We start from the raw sequence: 16301 nt of genomic DNA, 5'->3' as shown, positions 1-16301 counted from the left end.
CTACACCCATCCCCAGCGAACAGTGAGGAGAACCCGATGACGTTGTCTTTGGGGGTAGATACGGGCGGGACCTATACCGACGCGGTGTTGATCAGAGATGAGAAAGAGGTCATTGCCTCGGCCAAGTCGCTGACCACCCGGGCGGATCTGGCGATTGGTGTGGGCAGGGCGATCTCGTCTGTACTGGCAGAGGCGCAGGTCACGCCGGATCAGATCTCGATGGCGTCATTATCGACGACGCTGGCCACGAATGCTCTGGTCGAGGGGCAGGGCGGTCGTGTCGCGTTGATCTATATCGGGTTCAAGGACAGCGATCTTGAAAAACACGGGCTGAAAGAGGCGCTGAATGGTGATCCGGTCCTGGTGATTGCGGGTGGGCATACCCATTCCGGGGGGCAGGCTGCGGCCTTGGATATCGCTGCGCTTGAGGCCTTTTTAGACTCTCATAAGGGGGTTTCCGGCTTTGCGGTTGCTGCTCAGTTCGCCACCCGCAACCCGGCGCATGAGTTGGAAGCGGCGCGCATAATCTCGGAAAGAACCGGGGCGCCGGTGACCTGTTCGCATCATTTGTCCGCCAAGCTCAATGGTCCGAAACGCGCCGTGACGGCTGTTCTGAATGCGCGGCTGATCGGGATGATCGACCGCCTGATCGGGCGTGCACAGGATCAGCTGCGTGCTTTGGGGATTTCTGCGCCGATGATGGTGGTGCGCGGCGATGGTGCATTAATGAGCGCGGAACAGGCGCGGGAACGGCCGATAGAGACAATCCTCAGCGGTCCGGCGGCTTCTATTGTCGGGGCGCGATGGCTTACCGCAGCGGACAATGCGCTGGTCTCGGATATCGGGGGAACCACGACCGATGTTGCACTTATCCGGGATGGAAAGCCCGCGATTGATCCGGCCGGGGCGCAGGTGGGTGGGTTTCGCACCATGGTTGAAGCCGTGGCGATGCGTACCCATGGTCTGGGCGGTGACAGCCAGGTGCATGTTGTGGCCGAAGGGCTACGGGGCGGTGTGTTCCTCGGCCCGCGTCGGGTGTTGCCCGTATCGCTGATCGCATCAGAAGCACCAGACGTTGTGAATTCTGTGCTGGATGAACAATTGCGGGCCACGACCGTGGGCGAGCATGATACACGCTTTGCCCGCCGCGTGACCGGCATCGACACCGACGGAGTCGGTGCACGGGAAGAGATCTTGTTGGAGAGGCTGGGCGATCAGGTTCTGCCCTTAAGTGCGCTACTTCGGTCCCGGATGGAGAACGGAGCGCTGACGCGGCTGGTGGATCGCGGGATCGTTCAGGTCTCGGGCGTGACACCGTCGGATGCCAGTCATTTGCTGGGGCGGGTCAGCGCCTGGGACGTCGAGGCGGCCCGTAAGGCACTACAGCTTATGGCACGTAAACGGGTTGGGTCAGGGGATATGCTTGCACACTCGCCCGAGGCCCTTGCGCAGATGATTGTCGATCAATTGACCAAACAGACCAGTCTGGCTTTGTTAGAGAGTGCTTTTGATGAAGAACAAGATGGATTTGGTGTGCTGCCGCATGATTTGGCGCGTCATGTTCTGACACAGCGTGGGTTGGCACAACACCGTGGGTTGCTGTCGCTGAGCGCTGCTTTGAATGTGGATGTGGTGGGCCTTGGGGCGTCGGCCCCCAGTTACTACCCTGCCGTGGGTGAGCGGTTGCATTGCCGGATGATCCTGCCGGAACATGCAGGCGTGGCAAATGCGATTGGTGCTGTCGTGGGGCGGCTGACCTTGCGCCGCTCGGGCACGGTCACATCCCCGGCGGAAGGGCGGTATCGCGTGCATCTGCAGGATGGTCCGCAGGATTTTACCGCGTCAGAGGACGCGTTGGCCTTGTTGGAAAAGGTTTTGATGTCCGAAGCGGAGGGCGCAGTGCGAGAAGCCGGCGCAGAAGACATTCGCGTGATCGTGGATCGTGACATCAAAACTGCACGGGTCGAGGCAAAGGATGTCTTTGTCGAAGCCATGATCACGGTCGAGGCAAGCGGACGTCCGCGGGTGGCCGCAGACTAGCCCCCCTGAAAGATTCAGAGGGGCCGGGCAGGTGGTGCTTTATTCTGCTGCGCTTGCGCGCTTGGGCAGAACCCAATCCTGTCGTGGGAAGTGGCAGGTATAGCCGTTCGGGATCCGCTCCAGATAATCCTGATGCTCTGGCTCGGCTTCCCAGAAGTCTCCGACAGGCTCGACTTCGGTCATTACTTTTCCGGGCCACAAGCCGCTGGCATTCACGTCGGCGATAGTGTCCAAGGCCGCCTGTTTCTGCGTGTCATCCACGTAGTAGATCGCAGATCGATAGCTCATGCCGATATCGTTGCCCTGACGGTTGACCGTAGTCGGGTCATGGATCTGGAAGAAGAACTCCAGCAGGTCGCGATAGCTGATCTGAGACGGATCGAACCAGATCTCGATCCCCTCGGCGTGGGTGCCATGGTTGCGATAGGTCGCGTTGGGCACGTCGCCCCCAGTGTAGCCGACACGGGTACGCGACACGCCCGGCAGTTTGCGGATCAGATCCTGCATACCCCAGAAGCAGCCCCCGGCCAGTACAGCGCGTTGTTGGGTCATCAGATATCCTCCACTTGATTCAGGTATTCGCCATAACCTTCGGCTTCCATGTCGTCCCGATGAATGAACCTTAGCGAGGCGGAGTTTATGCAGTAACGTAGCCCGCCATGTTCACGCGGACCATCCGGGAAGACATGCCCCAGATGGCTGTCGCCGTGTTTCGAACGAACCTCGGTCCGGATCATGCCATGCGTGGCATCGCGGAACTCTTCGACGTGTTCGTGGACGATCGGCTTGGTGAAACTGGGCCAACCGCACCCGGATTCGTATTTATGGGTCGAGGCAAACAGCGGTTCACCTGATACGATATCCACATAGATACCCGGTTCTTTGTTGTTCAGGTATTTCCCGGTGCCCGGACGTTCTGTACCACTGCGTTGAGTGACGTGAAACTCTTCGGGCGAAAGCGCAGCAATGGCCGTGGGGTCTTTGGTATAGCGAGTCATGGATCCTCCGGCTGAATTATTGTTTGCGCCATTATCTGGGGGCTGCGGAGTGGAAAGCAAAGCGATATTACAAACCGCTCTCGCAGTCGTGCAAGTGATCTGAACAACAAAGATATGCGTATCAATCTAAAAGGGAGGACAAGACATGATGAGATTGCTGCTTTTGACTGCCCTGATCTTACTGGGCCGCGCCGTTCAGGCGGCGCCTCTGACCGGTGAGTTCGACTCGATCGACGGAGGCACATTGGCCATCGAAGACTGGCGCGGCCAACCTGTGCTGGTGGTCAACACCGCGTCGCATTGTGGATTCACGGGACAATACGCGGCTCTGCAAAAGGTGCATGAGACCTATTCCGGCGAAGGGCTGGTCGTTCTTGCGGTGCCGTCGGATTCATTCAATCAGGAGCTGGAATCGGCAGAGGAGGTTAAACAGTTTTGTGAGATGAACTATGGGCTGACCCTGCCGATGACGGACATCACTCCGGTCAAAGGCGCAGACGCCCATCCGTTCTACAAAGCCGTTGCCGCCCGGACCGGTTTCACGCCCAAATGGAATTTCAACAAGATCCTGATCGATTCTGAAGGAGAAGTGGTTGCGACCTATGGGTCGAACGTTAAACCCGATTCCCGTAAATTGTTGTCTCAGATCGAAGCCTTGCTGCCCTGAGCGCCCTGTCGTGAAATCTGAACCGCAAGAATGCCAAGGGTCGTGACGGCAACGCCGACCGCGTCCATCCCGCCCAACTTTTCGCCCAGCAGGATCGCTGCGATCGTGACCCCGAATACAGGGTTCAAAAAGTGGAAAGTGGCGGCCCGAATGGCTCCGATCCGATCCAATAGCAGGAACCAGATCAATGTGGCCAGCAATCCGGGGAAAAGGGTTGTGTAGATGAACGCCAGAGCCAGCGGAAGTGTCGGGTGAATGTAGATGGTCTCAATGATCGGAGCGGCCAGAAACAGCGCGGCTGAGCCTACCAGCATCTGCAATCCGACGACCATCATGAAGTTACCGCCAGACGTCGCACCGCGAACCGCAAGCGTGGCAAAAGTCAAAGCAAGCGCCCCCGCACCGCATAGTGCGACCCCGAACATATCGACGCCCGCGCTGATCCGGCTGCTCATGATAAGGGCGACTCCGGCGAAACCGGCGAACAGACCCAATACACCAAGCGGGCGCAGCTTATCCCCGAACATCAGCCAACCAGCCAGTGCCACCAACAAGGGCATAGTGGAAGCGATAATGGCCGCGACCGAAGCCTCGACCGTTTGCATCGCGTAGAAGTTCAGGCCCAAATACAGGGCATTTTGGCAGATTCCGAACAGGATCGTGGCACGCCATTGATTTCGGGTCAGGTTCCAACTTTGCCCCATCGCGCGGGCAATCATGACCCCCAGAACACCGGAGATCAGAAACCGCAGTGCCAGCGAAAACAGAGGTGAGGCATCCGCCACGATGATCCGCGCCGAGGTAAAGGCAGATGACCAGATCAGGGCAAATGTCAGCCCCATGGCTATGGCGCGCAGATCCATGGAGACCCCCTGTCACGTCGCGCGGACTGTCCCTGATTTTGGGATCGGTCGCAAGCAGTGCGCGTCAAAAAAGACACATGCGTGATGCAAGAAAAGTCTTGCACATGTTTATATTGATTGACTGGCCAATTAAAGATATCGGCGGCAGGACCTGACATATCAAGGGAGGTTTGTCGGTGCTTCTGGAGTACATTCTATCTTTCGGCGTCCTGCTGGCATTGGGCCTGGTCGCTTTCTTCGTCGTGAAATGGTGGAACCTGCGCTGCGTTGGCGTGACACCGGTACATCTGTTCACGTTCATCGCGATCCTGTTCACATCCGGTCTAGATGTTGGCCTGATCATGTTCCCACTGACCGAATTCGGTGGATATGCCGACGACCCTGCTTACGCCTTCGCAAACCCGTTGGCGATCGAGTTCGGATTCTGGGGCTTTCTGATCTGGGCCTTTTATTTTCTGACGGCCTTCTACTTCTGCGTGATCGAACCCCGTGTGAGGTTCTTTGAGATCCCGCTGGTCAAGCTGATTAACAACGCGGTCATCATCGGCACCTGTGCTTTCACAGCCAGCCTTTTCCTGATCTACCTGCCCGGCTATCTGCCCGAGGTCGGAGACGGCGAATCCGTCGTTACTACCTTCTACATCATCGTGTTTGTCGTCATTCTGGCGGCGGCTTATTCTTCGACCGATCTGAAGTATGTTCGTATCCTGTCGGTCGGTTCTACTTTTCTGTTCCTTGCACTGATTCTGGGCATGTGGGCAGCTGCAGGCATGGACGTGACCGGTTTCGTGGAAACCGGCAGCGATATCGGGGCCTATTTCGCCAACCTGCACAAATTTGTCCTGCCGCTGACCGACTATCACGCATTCTACCTGTTCTGGTGGTTTGCATGGTCGATCATGATCGGCCAGTTCACGTCGCGCTTCGTGGGTGGTCTGACCACGTGGCAGTTGCTTGCCGCGCTGCTGATCTTTCCGTCCATACCGCTGGGAATCTGGTTCACCGTTCTCTACTATTACCATCTGAACGGCATCAGTACCGCAGGCATCACCAACATTGCGATGGTAATCGTTGGTGTGACGTTCGTGATCAACTCGCTGGACTCGCTGATCCGACTGTACACCGACAACTTGAACCTGACCGTGGAACGGTTTGGCAAGGCGATCTATGTGGCTGGCAACGTCGCGCTGTTGTTTGCCCTGACCCTGCTGTTCCAGAGCCAGTGGCTGCAGATTCAATGGATCGGAGCCGTCGTGGTTGGCCTGTATCTGGCCTGCGTCGTCTATATCCTGATCACCAAACGCCAGGAGGTGATGAGTATCGATTCAATGCCTGAAGATCGTGATCTGGACTTCCACAAGGTTGAGACGGTTCACTGACCGACCTATCGAAGCAAATCGAAAAAGGGCGCCTCTGGAGCCCTTTTTTTGATCGTCCAATGTCGCAGTTTTGTACAATTTGCGGACTTTTCAACCACTCGGTATCCCGACGCGGACGGCCATTGTCTTCGCTGCACGATTGAATTGAGTGTCGCGCGTGGTGCGATCAACTCGTTCGCGAAACGAAATTCAAAAAGGTTACTTGCCAGCTGTCGGATAGATGAACCCATTTACCGGGTAGGAACTGCCATACCGGCCCGGTTGACTTTCAACCCGGACCACTGTCCAGTCATTGTTTTTCGAGACATCCTTGACGCCCATTTGCAACGACACCTTGTTGCGGTGCCAGTTGGCGTGATTCACAATGACTTCGCGATCGGAGACTATATCGGATACGACGGCCACATGGCCCAGGGGCATCCCGCGGGTTGCCCGAAACGACATTACCGCTCCAACAACCGGTTCCTTGCCTCGCTCAAACGTTTTTCGAGCTTTCCCCCACCAGTCCTTCGCATTGCCGCGAATTTCTATACCGCTGAGGTCTCGCGCGTAGGGCACGCACCATACTCGCTGCCCTCTTGACCGCTTCTTCGAGACCTCTTGCAGAGCCATCAACTGACGTTCAGGATTGAGATCCTCATTGGTTGTGTTTTGCGCGCAGGCAGAGACAAGTGCAAAGAGGCCCACCGCGATCGCGGATCGGGCGGCGCCGGACACGCGTGGCCAAGTCGACTTCTTTCTACATACGATGGTTTGCAAGACGTTTCATTGCCGGTTCGAAGATTAACGGAGTTGTAAGGCGATCAGGCAAGTTATGGAAAGAGGCCCGTCAACGGCACGGCAAGATTTCGCCGGTTCACATTCCCACGTTCAGGTCGATGCCTGCATGGAAGGCGATTTGTGACGTTAGTGACGCATTCTGAACCGAAACATGGTGTCGGAATCTGGTTCAAACCCGACACGCACAAAACATTGACGCAAAAGAAAAAGAGCCCCCCGAAGGCGGCTCTCTATCGTTGTCCCGAAAGTTGAAATCAGCCGTTCACGCTGTCTTTCAGTGCTTTGGCGATGGTCATTTTCACAACCTTGTCGGCTTCTTTGGTGAAGGTCTCACCAGTGGCCGGGTTGCGGACCTGACGCTCGGGGCGTTCGCGACAGTAGATTTTTCCGACGCCGGGCAGGGTCACTGCGCCACCGGCCGAAACTTCGCGGGTGATCAGGCCGGTGATGGCCTCCAGCGCGGAGTTCGCAGATTTCTTGTCGGTTCCCATTTCCTCAGCGAGAGCAGCAACCAGCTGAGTCTTTGTCATAGGCTTTGCCATTTCTTGGTCTCCTTAACGTGCCCGATCTATAGGGCCTCACCGCGTAACTGTAACGGGATATTGTGGCTAAACACAACGAATAGTAGCGCTGAAAACCCTAAAAATATGGGGAAAACGTTGCTTTTTTGCGTCAGAGAAAGGCTGTTTCGTCGAAGGAGCGCAATTTCCGGCTGTGTAAGCGCTCCAACGGCATGCCGCGCAAGTGCTCCATCGCCTTGATGCCGATGGCCAGATGCCGGCTGACTTGCGTGGTATAGAAGGAAGACGCCATGCCCGGCAACTTCAATTCTCCATGCAGGGGTTTGTCCGAAACGCACAGCAAAGTGCCGTACGGAACGCGGAACCGATAGCCGTTCGCTGCAATGGTGGCACTTTCCATATCCAGCGCGATTGCCCGGGATTGACTCAGACGCTGGACCGGACCGGACTGATCGCGCAATTCCCAGTTTCGGTTGTCGACCGAGGCCACTGTGCCTGTTCGCATGATCCGCTTCAGCTCGTAACCTTCCAGTTTGGTCACCTCGGCCACGGCGTGTTCCAGCGCGACCTGCACTTCGGCCAAAGGCGGGATCGGCACCCAGACCGGCAGATCGTCATCCAGAACCTTGTCTTCGCGCAAATAAGCATGGGCCAGAACGAAATCGCCCAATGCCTGTGTGTTGCGCAACCCGGCGCAGTGACCAACCATCAGCCACGCGTGCGGGCGCAGAACTGCAATATGGTCGGTGGCGGTTTTTGCATTGGATGGGCCAACACCGATGTTCACCAGCGTAATTCCCGAACCATCTTCGCGCTTCAGGTGGTAGGTTGGCATTTGTGGCAGTTTCAGCGGTTGTTCGATAGGTGCCTTGGGGTCCGTGATCTCGGCATTGCCGGTTGAAACAAAGCTGGTATAGCCGCTGGCAGGATCCGCCAATTGCTCGCGGGCGTAGTTCTCGAATTCCGAGACATAGAACTGGTAGTTTGTGAACAACACGTGGTTTTGAAAGTGACCTGCCTCAGTTGCGGTATAGTGTGCCAGCCTCGCAAGCGAATAATCCATGCGTTGGGCAGTAAAAAGAGACAAGGGACCAACAGCGTCTTCATGGTCATGCACACCATTGACGATGTCATCATTGGTGGTTGTCAGGTCAGGAACGTCAAACACATCGCGCAGGGTGAAGTCAGCCGCCCCCTGATGAGGTACAACCAGATCGGGATTGTTTGCCACGGCAAAATGCACCGGAATCGGTGTGTCCGACGCCGCAATTGTCACAGGCTGGCCATGGTTCTTGATCAACAGTGCGATCTGTTGGGTCAGGTAGGATCTGAACAAATCCGGGCGCGTCACCGTCGTGGCGTGAACGCCGGGTTCGGACACGTGACCAAAGCTCAGGCGGCTGTCGACTTGGGCATAGGTCGAGGTTTTGATGCGAATTTCCGGGTAATAGGCTCTATATCGCGCGGCAGGCGCTCCATTTCCCATGGCTTCCGAGAAACTGTCGCAAAGGAAATCGGTCGCCTGGACGTAAAGCTCTTCCAGCCGTGCAACGGCGGCGGCGGGATCGGTAAACTGCTCTGGCGCGGGTGCTTCGGGGGTCAGGAGTGTTGTCATGCCAATGGTTCCAGAAGATCTATTTTTTCAAATGTGCGCACGTCGACCAGTCCGAGATCCGAGATTCGAAGCTCCGGAATTACGACCAGCGCCAGCAGTGAGTGCTGCATGTACGCGTTGTTCAGATGACAGCCACAGTCCTGCATGGCTTGCACCATCTTATCAGCCTTGGCCGCGACTTCGGCAGCAGGACTGTCGGACATCAGGCCAGCGATGGGCAGTTCGACCAGCGCCAGTTCCCGCCCGTCACGGTACAAGGTGATGCCACCGCCCATTTCGGCCAGGCGGTTTGCGGCCAGCGCCATCTGATCCCGGTCCGTACCGACGACGATCATGTGGTGACTGTCATGCGCCACGGTCGAGGCCATGGCCATTTTTCCCTGATATCCAAAGCCCGAAACGAAAGCGTTGGTGATGCCCCCGGTGGCCCGGTGCCGTTCAACCAAAGCGATCTGACACACCTCGCCTTCGCCTTCGACCAGACCGCCAATGATCGGCAATTCTGCTTTCAGCGCCTTAGTCGGCGCCTGGTTTTCCACCACGCCGATGACGTTGGCCTGAACTCTGTTGGCTCCTTCCGGTGCCTTGATCTCAAAATCGGCCGACGTCAGTTCATGCCCCAGATGAACGGTGTTGCGCGCTTTTTCGGGCCAGTTCAGATGTGGACAATCCACCTTGATGGCACCGTTTTCCGCTACCACCTGCCCGCGGGCCATCACCATCTCAATCGGCAACTCAGTCAGATCTGAACTGAGGATGATGTCCGCTCTTCGCCCCGGAGTGACGGATCCGATTTCGCGCTCCAGCCCGAAATGAGTTGCCGTGTTGATCGTCGCCATCTGCAGCGCAACCAGAGGGTCGCACCCACAAGAAATGGCATGACGTACGACGCGGTTCATATGCCCGTCATTTACCAATGTGCCGGAATGACAGTCATCCGTGCATAGAATGAAGTTGCGCGGATCCAGCCCTTTTTCGGTCACGGCAGTGATCTGGCTTTCCACATCATACCAGGCCGAGCCCAGACGCATCATCGAGCGCATCCCCTGGCGAACCCGGGCAATGGCGTCGGCCTCGCATGTGCCTTCGTGATCATCTGCCGGGCCACCGGCCACGTAAGCTGCAAAATCAGGTCCCAAATCAGGCGAAGCATAGTGCCCTCCGACGGTTTTCCCGGCCCGTTGAGTGGCGGCTATTTCGGCCAGCATCTTGGGATCACCATGGATCACACCTGGGAAATTCATCATCTCACCCAGCCCGATGATACCGGGCCAGTTCATCGCCACGGTCACGTCTTCGGGCGTGATTTCATAGCCTGTCGTTTCCAACCCGGGTGCGGATGGTGCGCAGGACGGCATCTGAGTGAAGATATTGACCGGTTGAATCATCGCTTCGTCATGCATCATGCGCACGCCGTCCAGACCCAGCACGTTGGCGATCTCATGCGGGTCGGTGAACATGCTGGTCGTGCCATGGGGGACGACCGCACGTGCAAATTCGGCCGGAGTCAGCATGCCGGATTCGATATGCATATGTGCGTCACACAAGCCGGGCAAAATGTAACGCCCTTGCGCGTCGATGATTTCTGTTTCCGGACCGACGCAATGCGAGGCATCCGGTCCGACAAAGGCAATTCGCCCGGCGGCAATCGCCACAGAATGATCCGGCAGCAATTCGCGGCTGTGTACGTTCGCCCAGATTCCGCCCTGAATAACCGTGTCGGCCGCCTCACGTCCGGCTGCAACTGCGATCAATTTAGGGGCGACTTCGGGCCAGCTTGGGAAGGGTATGTATTCCATGGCTCAACTTTCACGAATGCGCCAGCGGGTGCAACCCCGGTTCTTCGTTGTTATGGATTCCTCATGTGTATTGGGTATGCCTTCTGGTCCGGGCGCGCCCGCCGCGCGTCAGCGATGCTCGGCCCAACCTACGAAGATGCCCCGGAGGGGCATTGCCGTTGGGCGGGGGTAATTCCCTTTATGCCGCAGCCCCGATTTCTCGCCGTACCCAATCAGCAAAGGCTACGGCTCCGGGTGTATCCTCGGCCTGTGGGGATAACAGCAGATAGTAGGACTCCGGCATTTGAACGCGGTGCTCAAACGGCGCAACCAGTTGACCGCGCTCGATCAGATGACACGCGATAGTATCATGAGCCAGGCACAGACCGCCGCCAGCCATGACTGCTGACAGGCAAACCAGATAGGTGGTCGCGTAGGTTATCGGCGGATTTTCCCAATTTAGGCCCTGATCTTCCGCCCAACTTGGCCAGTTGGACAGCAGGTTGGAGCAGTCGAAAAGTGGCTGTTCCTTAAGATTTTCCAGACACACCTGATATCCGGGAGCGCAGACCGGATAGTAGTGTTCGGTGCGCAGAATTTCGGTTCGGACTGTATCCGACGGTCGAAGCGAGAACCGAATCTCGACCGCTGCGCCTTCGGCCATTTCGCGCGGCTCCCAAAGCTCGGTGAAGATATTCAGTTGAACATCCGGATGTTCTGTCCGAAATGCCGGCAGGCGCGGGGCCAGCCAGTTGACGGCAAAGCTGATGTTGCATTGCACCTGCACCGCGTTTGGCTGCGCACCAGTAACCGCCCGGGTTCCGCGCATAAGCGTCCTGAAGGCTTCTCGCACAACTGGCAGATATGTGATTCCGGCCTCGGTCAGTTCCAATGCTTTGGGTCGACGCAGAAACAGTGGCTGCCCCAGATGCCCTTCCAGAGACTTGATCTGCTGGCTGACGGCGCTTTGCGTCATGTTCAGGTCTCGCGCCGCGCCAGTAAACGAGAGATGGCGTGCGGCGGCTTCGAAAGTGCGCAACCAGCCCAGCGGAGGAAGCGAGTTCTGCATTTACATAACCTCGACATAAGTTCAACTAATGGGATAGTCGTGTTTTTTTCGTTGGTCAAACCGCCGGACCCCATGCAGATTTGGCCGCGACCAGCCGCGAAAGGAGCCAAGCATGAGCCTCACCAGTCTTCGCCCCAATATCGACCATTGGTCCGAGCGCGTGGATATGGCCGCCACCTTCCGCTGGACGGCCCGGCTAAACATGCATGAGGCGGTTGCCAACCATTTCAGCCTGGCGGTGAATGATGACGGCACGCAGTTTCTGATGAACCCCAATCAGGTGCACTTTGCGCGCATTCGTGCCTCGGATCTATTGTTGCTGGATGCCAAAGACCCGCATGTGATGGAACAACCCGGTGCCCCGGACCCGACGGCCTGGGGGCTGCATGGCTCAATCCACCGCCACTGCCCTCATGCGCGTTGCGTCATGCATGTGCATTCGATCTTTGCGACTGTTCTGGCCTCTTTGGCCGACAGTTCATTGCCGCCAATCGATCAGAACACGGCAACCTTTTACGACCGTTACGTGGTAGATGAAGAATTCGGAGGTCTGGCCTTTGAAAGCGAGGGCGAGCGTTGTGCCGGGATGCTGTCTGATCCCAGGAAAAAAGTAATGATCATGGGCAATCACGGTGTTCTGATCATTGGCAGCGACCCTGCCGATGCCTTCAACAGGCTGTACTACTTTGAGCGCGCGGCCGAAACTTACATTCGTGCTTTGCAAACCGGACTGCCCCTGCGCGTCTTGTCGGATGAGATTGCCGAAAAAACAGCGCGAGAGCTGGATGACTATCCCGATCAGGCCGAAGCGCACCTGCGTGAGATCAAAGCAATCCTTGATTCCGAAAGTTCGGACTACGCGACCTGAGGCAAAGCGATGCGCATGGTCGAGGCGGGTGGCTTGATTGCGTCCGAATAACCGGACTCAAACCCGTTCAAACAAAGCGATCAGGGCGGTGTCATCCTTGTTGGGGCCAGCCGCGAGATCTCCGTATATACGGATTTCGGGCAGGGTCAGGTTGCGAATCTGATCCTGTTCCAGTTTGCGGAACGCTTCAGCAAAACCCAGTTCCTTGAAATGGCGCGCATTGATCGAAAGGGCAAACTGCGCCCCGTGGCGAGCCACGCGTAACAGCGCGGGCAGCACCTCGGGGCCCAAATGACCATGTGTGAAAGTGCCGGATGAAACTATGCCGGAATAGCTGTGACGCGGAACAGGGATGCCCTGTGTCAGATCAGCCTCGATCGCGTCCCGGTAAATGTCCTTGCGCATCGCCTGATCCAGCATTTCTGCGCTGATATCGGTTGCATCAATGGGTCCGACGCCAAGCGCCGACAACACCGCGCCGCACAGGCCGGTTCCCGCTCCGACATCCAGAACGGGCCCCTGACCACCCGCACCGACAAATGCCCGAGCCGTGTGGGTGTGAAGCTGATAATCTTCGCGCGCAGCGAAACTGTCATCATAATCTCCCGCCCACTCCGCATAGAGCTGTTTGTTCTCGTCCGGAGAACTCAGCGCGTAGGCCGAATGCAGGTCAGGTGTTTTCTTGCTCATGACCAACAGAAAGGCGCAATCGAAGATTCGATTCAAGTGCGTCCATGCGGCGCTTGCATCCCGGCACGGCGCAGATCATCAAAGGTGCATGACCAAGACGCTCTTTTCATTTGGCCATGGCTATTCTGCTCAGGCCCTGTCCCGAATCCTTGCCCCGAAGGGCTGGAAAACTGTTGGCACAACGCGAGACCGTGAAGGGATGGCTGCAATTAGGGCCTCTGGCGCCGAACCGCTGATCTGGCCGGGTGAGGCGCCGAACCTCGATGGGGTGAGCCATTTGCTGATCTCGACTGCGCCAAGTGAAGAAGGCGATCCGGTGTTGGCGGCGCTGGGCGATAAAATCGCCAAGCGGGCCCGTCAATTCAAATGGGTGGGCTATTTGTCGACAACGGCCGTCTATGGCGACCATCAGGGTGGGTGGGTTGACGAAGGCACGCCGCCTGCACCGACCGCCAGGCGCGGCAGATGGCGTAAGCTGGCCGAGGAGCAATGGTCGGCAATTCCGGGGCTGCCTGTTCATATCTTCCGTTTGGCGGGTATCTATGGACCGGGGCGCGGGCCGTTTTCCAAGCTCAGGCGTGGTGGATTGCGGCGCATTATCAAACCGGGGCAGGTGTTTTCGCGCATTCATGTGGAAGACATCGCGCAGATCTTGAAAGCCTCGATGATGAAGCCGAATCCGGGACGGATCTATAATGTATGTGACGACGAACCTGTCCCGCCGCAGGATGTCATAGGATACGCTGCCGAGTTACAGGGTTTGCCCCTGCCTCCTGCAGTCCGGTTCGACGACGCCGATCTGACGCCGATGGCGCGCAGTTTCTACAACGAAAACAAGCGGGTTCGAAACGACCGGATTAAGGATGAACTTGGTATTGATCTGATCTATCCCAATTACCGGGTTGGGCTTGAGGCCCTGATGAAGGGCCAATAGTGCATTTACAAGGCAGCCGCCTTGATCATGTCTGCAGCCTTTTCCGCGATCATGATTGTGGGTGCATTTGTATTGCCCGACACTAAGGTCGGCATCACCGAGGCATCAACGACTCGCAGACCTTCAAGCCCCCGCACACAAAGCTGGGGGTCGACGACCGCCATTTCGTCCACGCCCATTTTGCAGGTGCCTACAGGGTGATAGATCGTGTCGGCGCGGGCGCGGATATGCTCCGCCCAATCAGCGTCGGTTTTGGCAGTATCCGTACCGAACAACTCTTTGTGCCGATAGTTGTCTAATGCAGGAGCCTGCAGGATGTCCCGTGTCATTCGCGCGCCCTTGATCATTGTATCCAGATCGCGTGCATCTGAAAGAAACCCCGGATCAATAGAGGGTACTTCCATTGGGTCGGAGCTGTTCAAACTGACTGTCCCCCGGCTGTCCGGGCGCAGTTTGCAGACATGACAGCTATATCCGTACCCGTAGTGCAGTTTGCGGGCATGATCATCGACCATTGCGATAGTGAAATGCAACTGGATGTCGGGACGCTCCAGGTCAGGGGAGGTTTTCAAAAACGCCGCGCCTTCGGCAAAGGGGGTAGCCGCCATCGAGACGCCCGTCTTGCCCCACCGATGAACATGCTTCAGCATTTGCGCTGCCCCTGCCGGGCCAATCCCAAAATTGTCTGTATCTCTGGTTTTGAAGATCAACGTGAAATCCAGGTGATCCTGCAAGTTCTTTCCCACGCCGGGCAACTCGTGGCGAACAGCGATTCCGTGCGGTTCAAGATCGCTCGTTGCACCAACACCCGAAACCTGAAGCAGTTGCGGCGATTTCAAAGCGCCTGCGCACAGCAGGACTTCGCGCTTCGCCCGAATGGCGATGTCTGCGCCCTTGCCTCTCGCCCGGTATACAACGCCCGACGCGCGCTTGCCCTCAAAGCTCAGCCTACTGGCATGTGCATGCGTGATGACCGTCAGGTTCGGGCGGTCAGAAGCTGGAAAAAGATAACCAGCAGCCGCAGAACAACGCTCACCATTCTTTGCCGGGTCGTGAAACTGTGTAACCTGGTACAGGCCGACGCCTTCGTTGTCGCCTCGGTTGAAGTCTTCAGTATAGCGGTGTTGGAGTTGCTGAGCGGCTTGAATGAACGCAAGGGTGATTGGACGAGGTTCTTTTTGCAGAGAAACATGCAACGGCCCCCTGTCGCCATGCACGCTGTTAGCGCCAAGTTCATTGTTCTCGGCCCGTTTGAAATATGGCAATACGCTGTCCCAGTCCCAGCCGTCGCAGCCCAAATCGGCCCAGCCATCGTAGTCCTGCCGCTGACCGCGTACATACAGCATGGCGTTGATTGCGCTTGAGCCGCCCAGTGCCTTGCCGCGTGGTTGATAGCCCTTGCGCCCCTTCAACCCGGGTTGCGGGACCGTTGCAAAAGCCCAGTTGTTGATCCTGGGGCGCCCCCGTAGTGCGGCAACAACGGCGGCAGGCATTCTGACGAAAAGGCTGTTCCCACCGCCACCAGCTTCAAGCAGGCAGACACTTGTGGATGGATCTTCGCTCATGCGATTGGCCAGAACCGAACCGGCCGAACCTCCGCCTACGATGATATAATCGAATTCCATGCTATCTTTCGCACCTCTCGCGACACCGTAGCTCTTATGAGCGTTCGGGCAGCGTTACCATCTCTGTTGTGAGAGTGCGTTAATCGCTCGAAAAAACAATTGTGACCCCAAGTCAGTTTCTTGCGTACTCTGAACGATATTCTTGATAGTCAGGTTTGCGTCGATCGAAGGACCCAAGGGTGTTTTACAAGCCGCTCTCTTCTGCCTGGACTCTCGATTCCATCTCAGAAGCGAATGTTTCTGGTTCTTCTCGGGAAATCTGCACAACGAACGTGAGCTGAAGAGATTGATTTGTTAAAGTAAATTGTTGTTTTCATTAACTAACATAAGAAATCGACGAAAAATGTGGAGTTTTTTCAAAATGGGGGTTGCAGGTCCCAGACCTAATCCGTAAATACCCCTTCACCGGCGCTGCTGAGGCGGTGCTGACGGGCTGGAGAGACGGTCGGACGCATCGGAGAGACGGTGGAGACG

Annotated in this window: 15 protein-coding genes; 5 read left to right on the top strand and 10 right to left on the bottom strand. The window is 57.0% G+C overall.

Annotated elements, in window-relative coordinates:
• The first annotated feature begins 36 nt into the window (after positions 1-36).
• Positions 37-2040: a hydantoinase/oxoprolinase N-terminal domain-containing protein gene (locus AC2FEB_RS21705; protein WP_496677280.1), complete on the top strand. Its 2004-nt coding sequence runs from the start codon at positions 37-39 to the stop codon at positions 2038-2040.
• A gap of 39 nt (positions 2041-2079) precedes the next feature.
• On the opposite strand, the gene msrA is transcribed toward AC2FEB_RS21705, so the two are convergent.
• A complete protein-coding gene (msrA, locus tag AC2FEB_RS21700; RefSeq protein ID WP_496677279.1) occupies positions 2080-2592 on the bottom strand; it encodes a peptide-methionine (S)-S-oxide reductase MsrA in 513 nt (170 codons plus the stop codon).
• A complete protein-coding gene (gene msrB / locus AC2FEB_RS21695) occupies positions 2592-3038 on the bottom strand; it encodes a peptide-methionine (R)-S-oxide reductase MsrB (protein WP_496677276.1) in 447 nt (148 codons plus the stop codon). The genes msrA and msrB overlap by 1 nt, the downstream gene beginning before the upstream one ends.
• A 145-nt stretch (positions 3039-3183) precedes the next feature.
• Here msrB and AC2FEB_RS21690 point away from each other — a divergent pair, with 145 nt between their 5' ends.
• Positions 3184-3705: a glutathione peroxidase gene (locus AC2FEB_RS21690; RefSeq protein ID WP_496677273.1), complete on the top strand. Its 522-nt coding sequence runs from the start codon at positions 3184-3186 to the stop codon at positions 3703-3705.
• Here the strand turns inward: AC2FEB_RS21690 and AC2FEB_RS21685 are convergent.
• Complete coding sequence (locus AC2FEB_RS21685; RefSeq protein ID WP_496677270.1) at positions 3681-4568, bottom strand: DMT family transporter; 888 nt, start codon at positions 4566-4568, stop codon at positions 3681-3683. The two genes, AC2FEB_RS21690 and AC2FEB_RS21685, sit on opposite strands and share 25 nt — an antisense overlap.
• Positions 4569-4750: 182 nt before the next feature.
• On the opposite strand from AC2FEB_RS21685, the gene AC2FEB_RS21680 reads away from it, so the two are divergent.
• Complete coding sequence (locus AC2FEB_RS21680; RefSeq protein WP_496677319.1) at positions 4751-5947, top strand: BCCT family transporter; 1197 nt, start codon at positions 4751-4753, stop codon at positions 5945-5947.
• 198 nt (positions 5948-6145) lie between these two features.
• On the opposite strand, the gene AC2FEB_RS21675 is transcribed toward AC2FEB_RS21680, so the two are convergent.
• From AC2FEB_RS21675 to AC2FEB_RS21655, 5 genes are all read right to left on the bottom strand, one after another.
• Positions 6146-6706, bottom strand: a complete 561-nt coding sequence (locus AC2FEB_RS21675) for a CHAP domain-containing protein (RefSeq protein ID WP_371415283.1) — start codon at positions 6704-6706, stop codon at positions 6146-6148.
• Between the two features lie 275 nt (positions 6707-6981).
• Entirely contained in the window at positions 6982-7269 is a 288-nt protein-coding gene (locus AC2FEB_RS21670; RefSeq protein ID WP_117871130.1) for an HU family DNA-binding protein, read from the bottom strand.
• A gap of 130 nt (positions 7270-7399) precedes the next feature.
• Positions 7400-8863, bottom strand: a complete 1464-nt coding sequence (locus AC2FEB_RS21665; protein WP_496677266.1) for an AMP nucleosidase — start codon at positions 8861-8863, stop codon at positions 7400-7402.
• Entirely contained in the window at positions 8860-10662 is a 1803-nt protein-coding gene (gene ade, locus AC2FEB_RS21660; protein ID WP_496884363.1) for an adenine deaminase, read from the bottom strand. The genes AC2FEB_RS21665 and ade overlap by 4 nt, the downstream gene beginning before the upstream one ends.
• 178 nt (positions 10663-10840) lie before the next feature.
• Positions 10841-11710: a LysR family transcriptional regulator gene (locus tag AC2FEB_RS21655; protein ID WP_496677261.1), complete on the bottom strand. Its 870-nt coding sequence runs from the start codon at positions 11708-11710 to the stop codon at positions 10841-10843.
• Between the two features lie 112 nt (positions 11711-11822).
• Here AC2FEB_RS21655 and AC2FEB_RS21650 point away from each other — a divergent pair, with 112 nt between their 5' ends.
• Positions 11823-12578 carry a class II aldolase and adducin N-terminal domain-containing protein gene (locus AC2FEB_RS21650; RefSeq protein WP_496677258.1) on the top strand — a complete coding sequence of 252 codons (756 nt, stop codon included), beginning with the start codon at positions 11823-11825 and terminating at the stop codon, positions 12576-12578.
• 57 nt (positions 12579-12635) lie between these two features.
• Here the strand turns inward: AC2FEB_RS21650 and AC2FEB_RS21645 are convergent, their stop codons facing one another.
• Positions 12636-13268, bottom strand: coding sequence for a class I SAM-dependent DNA methyltransferase (locus AC2FEB_RS21645; protein WP_496677255.1), 633 nt, complete (start codon positions 13266-13268; stop codon positions 12636-12638).
• Between the two features lie 88 nt (positions 13269-13356).
• Between AC2FEB_RS21645 and AC2FEB_RS21640 the strand changes: the two genes are divergently transcribed.
• Positions 13357-14202: an SDR family oxidoreductase gene (locus tag AC2FEB_RS21640; protein ID WP_496677252.1), complete on the top strand. Its 846-nt coding sequence runs from the start codon at positions 13357-13359 to the stop codon at positions 14200-14202.
• A 5-nt stretch (positions 14203-14207) separates the two neighbouring features.
• Here AC2FEB_RS21640 and AC2FEB_RS21635 read toward each other — a convergent pair whose 3' ends face one another.
• A complete protein-coding gene (locus AC2FEB_RS21635) occupies positions 14208-15827 on the bottom strand; it encodes a GMC family oxidoreductase (RefSeq protein WP_496884362.1) in 1620 nt (539 codons plus the stop codon).
• Positions 15828-16301: the final 474 nt, after the last annotated feature.

Source organism: Ruegeria sp. YTSC106 (assembly GCF_059609765.1).
The sequence above is the reverse complement of the archived record's forward strand: the minus strand, read 5'-3'. Positions and strand labels throughout refer to the sequence as shown.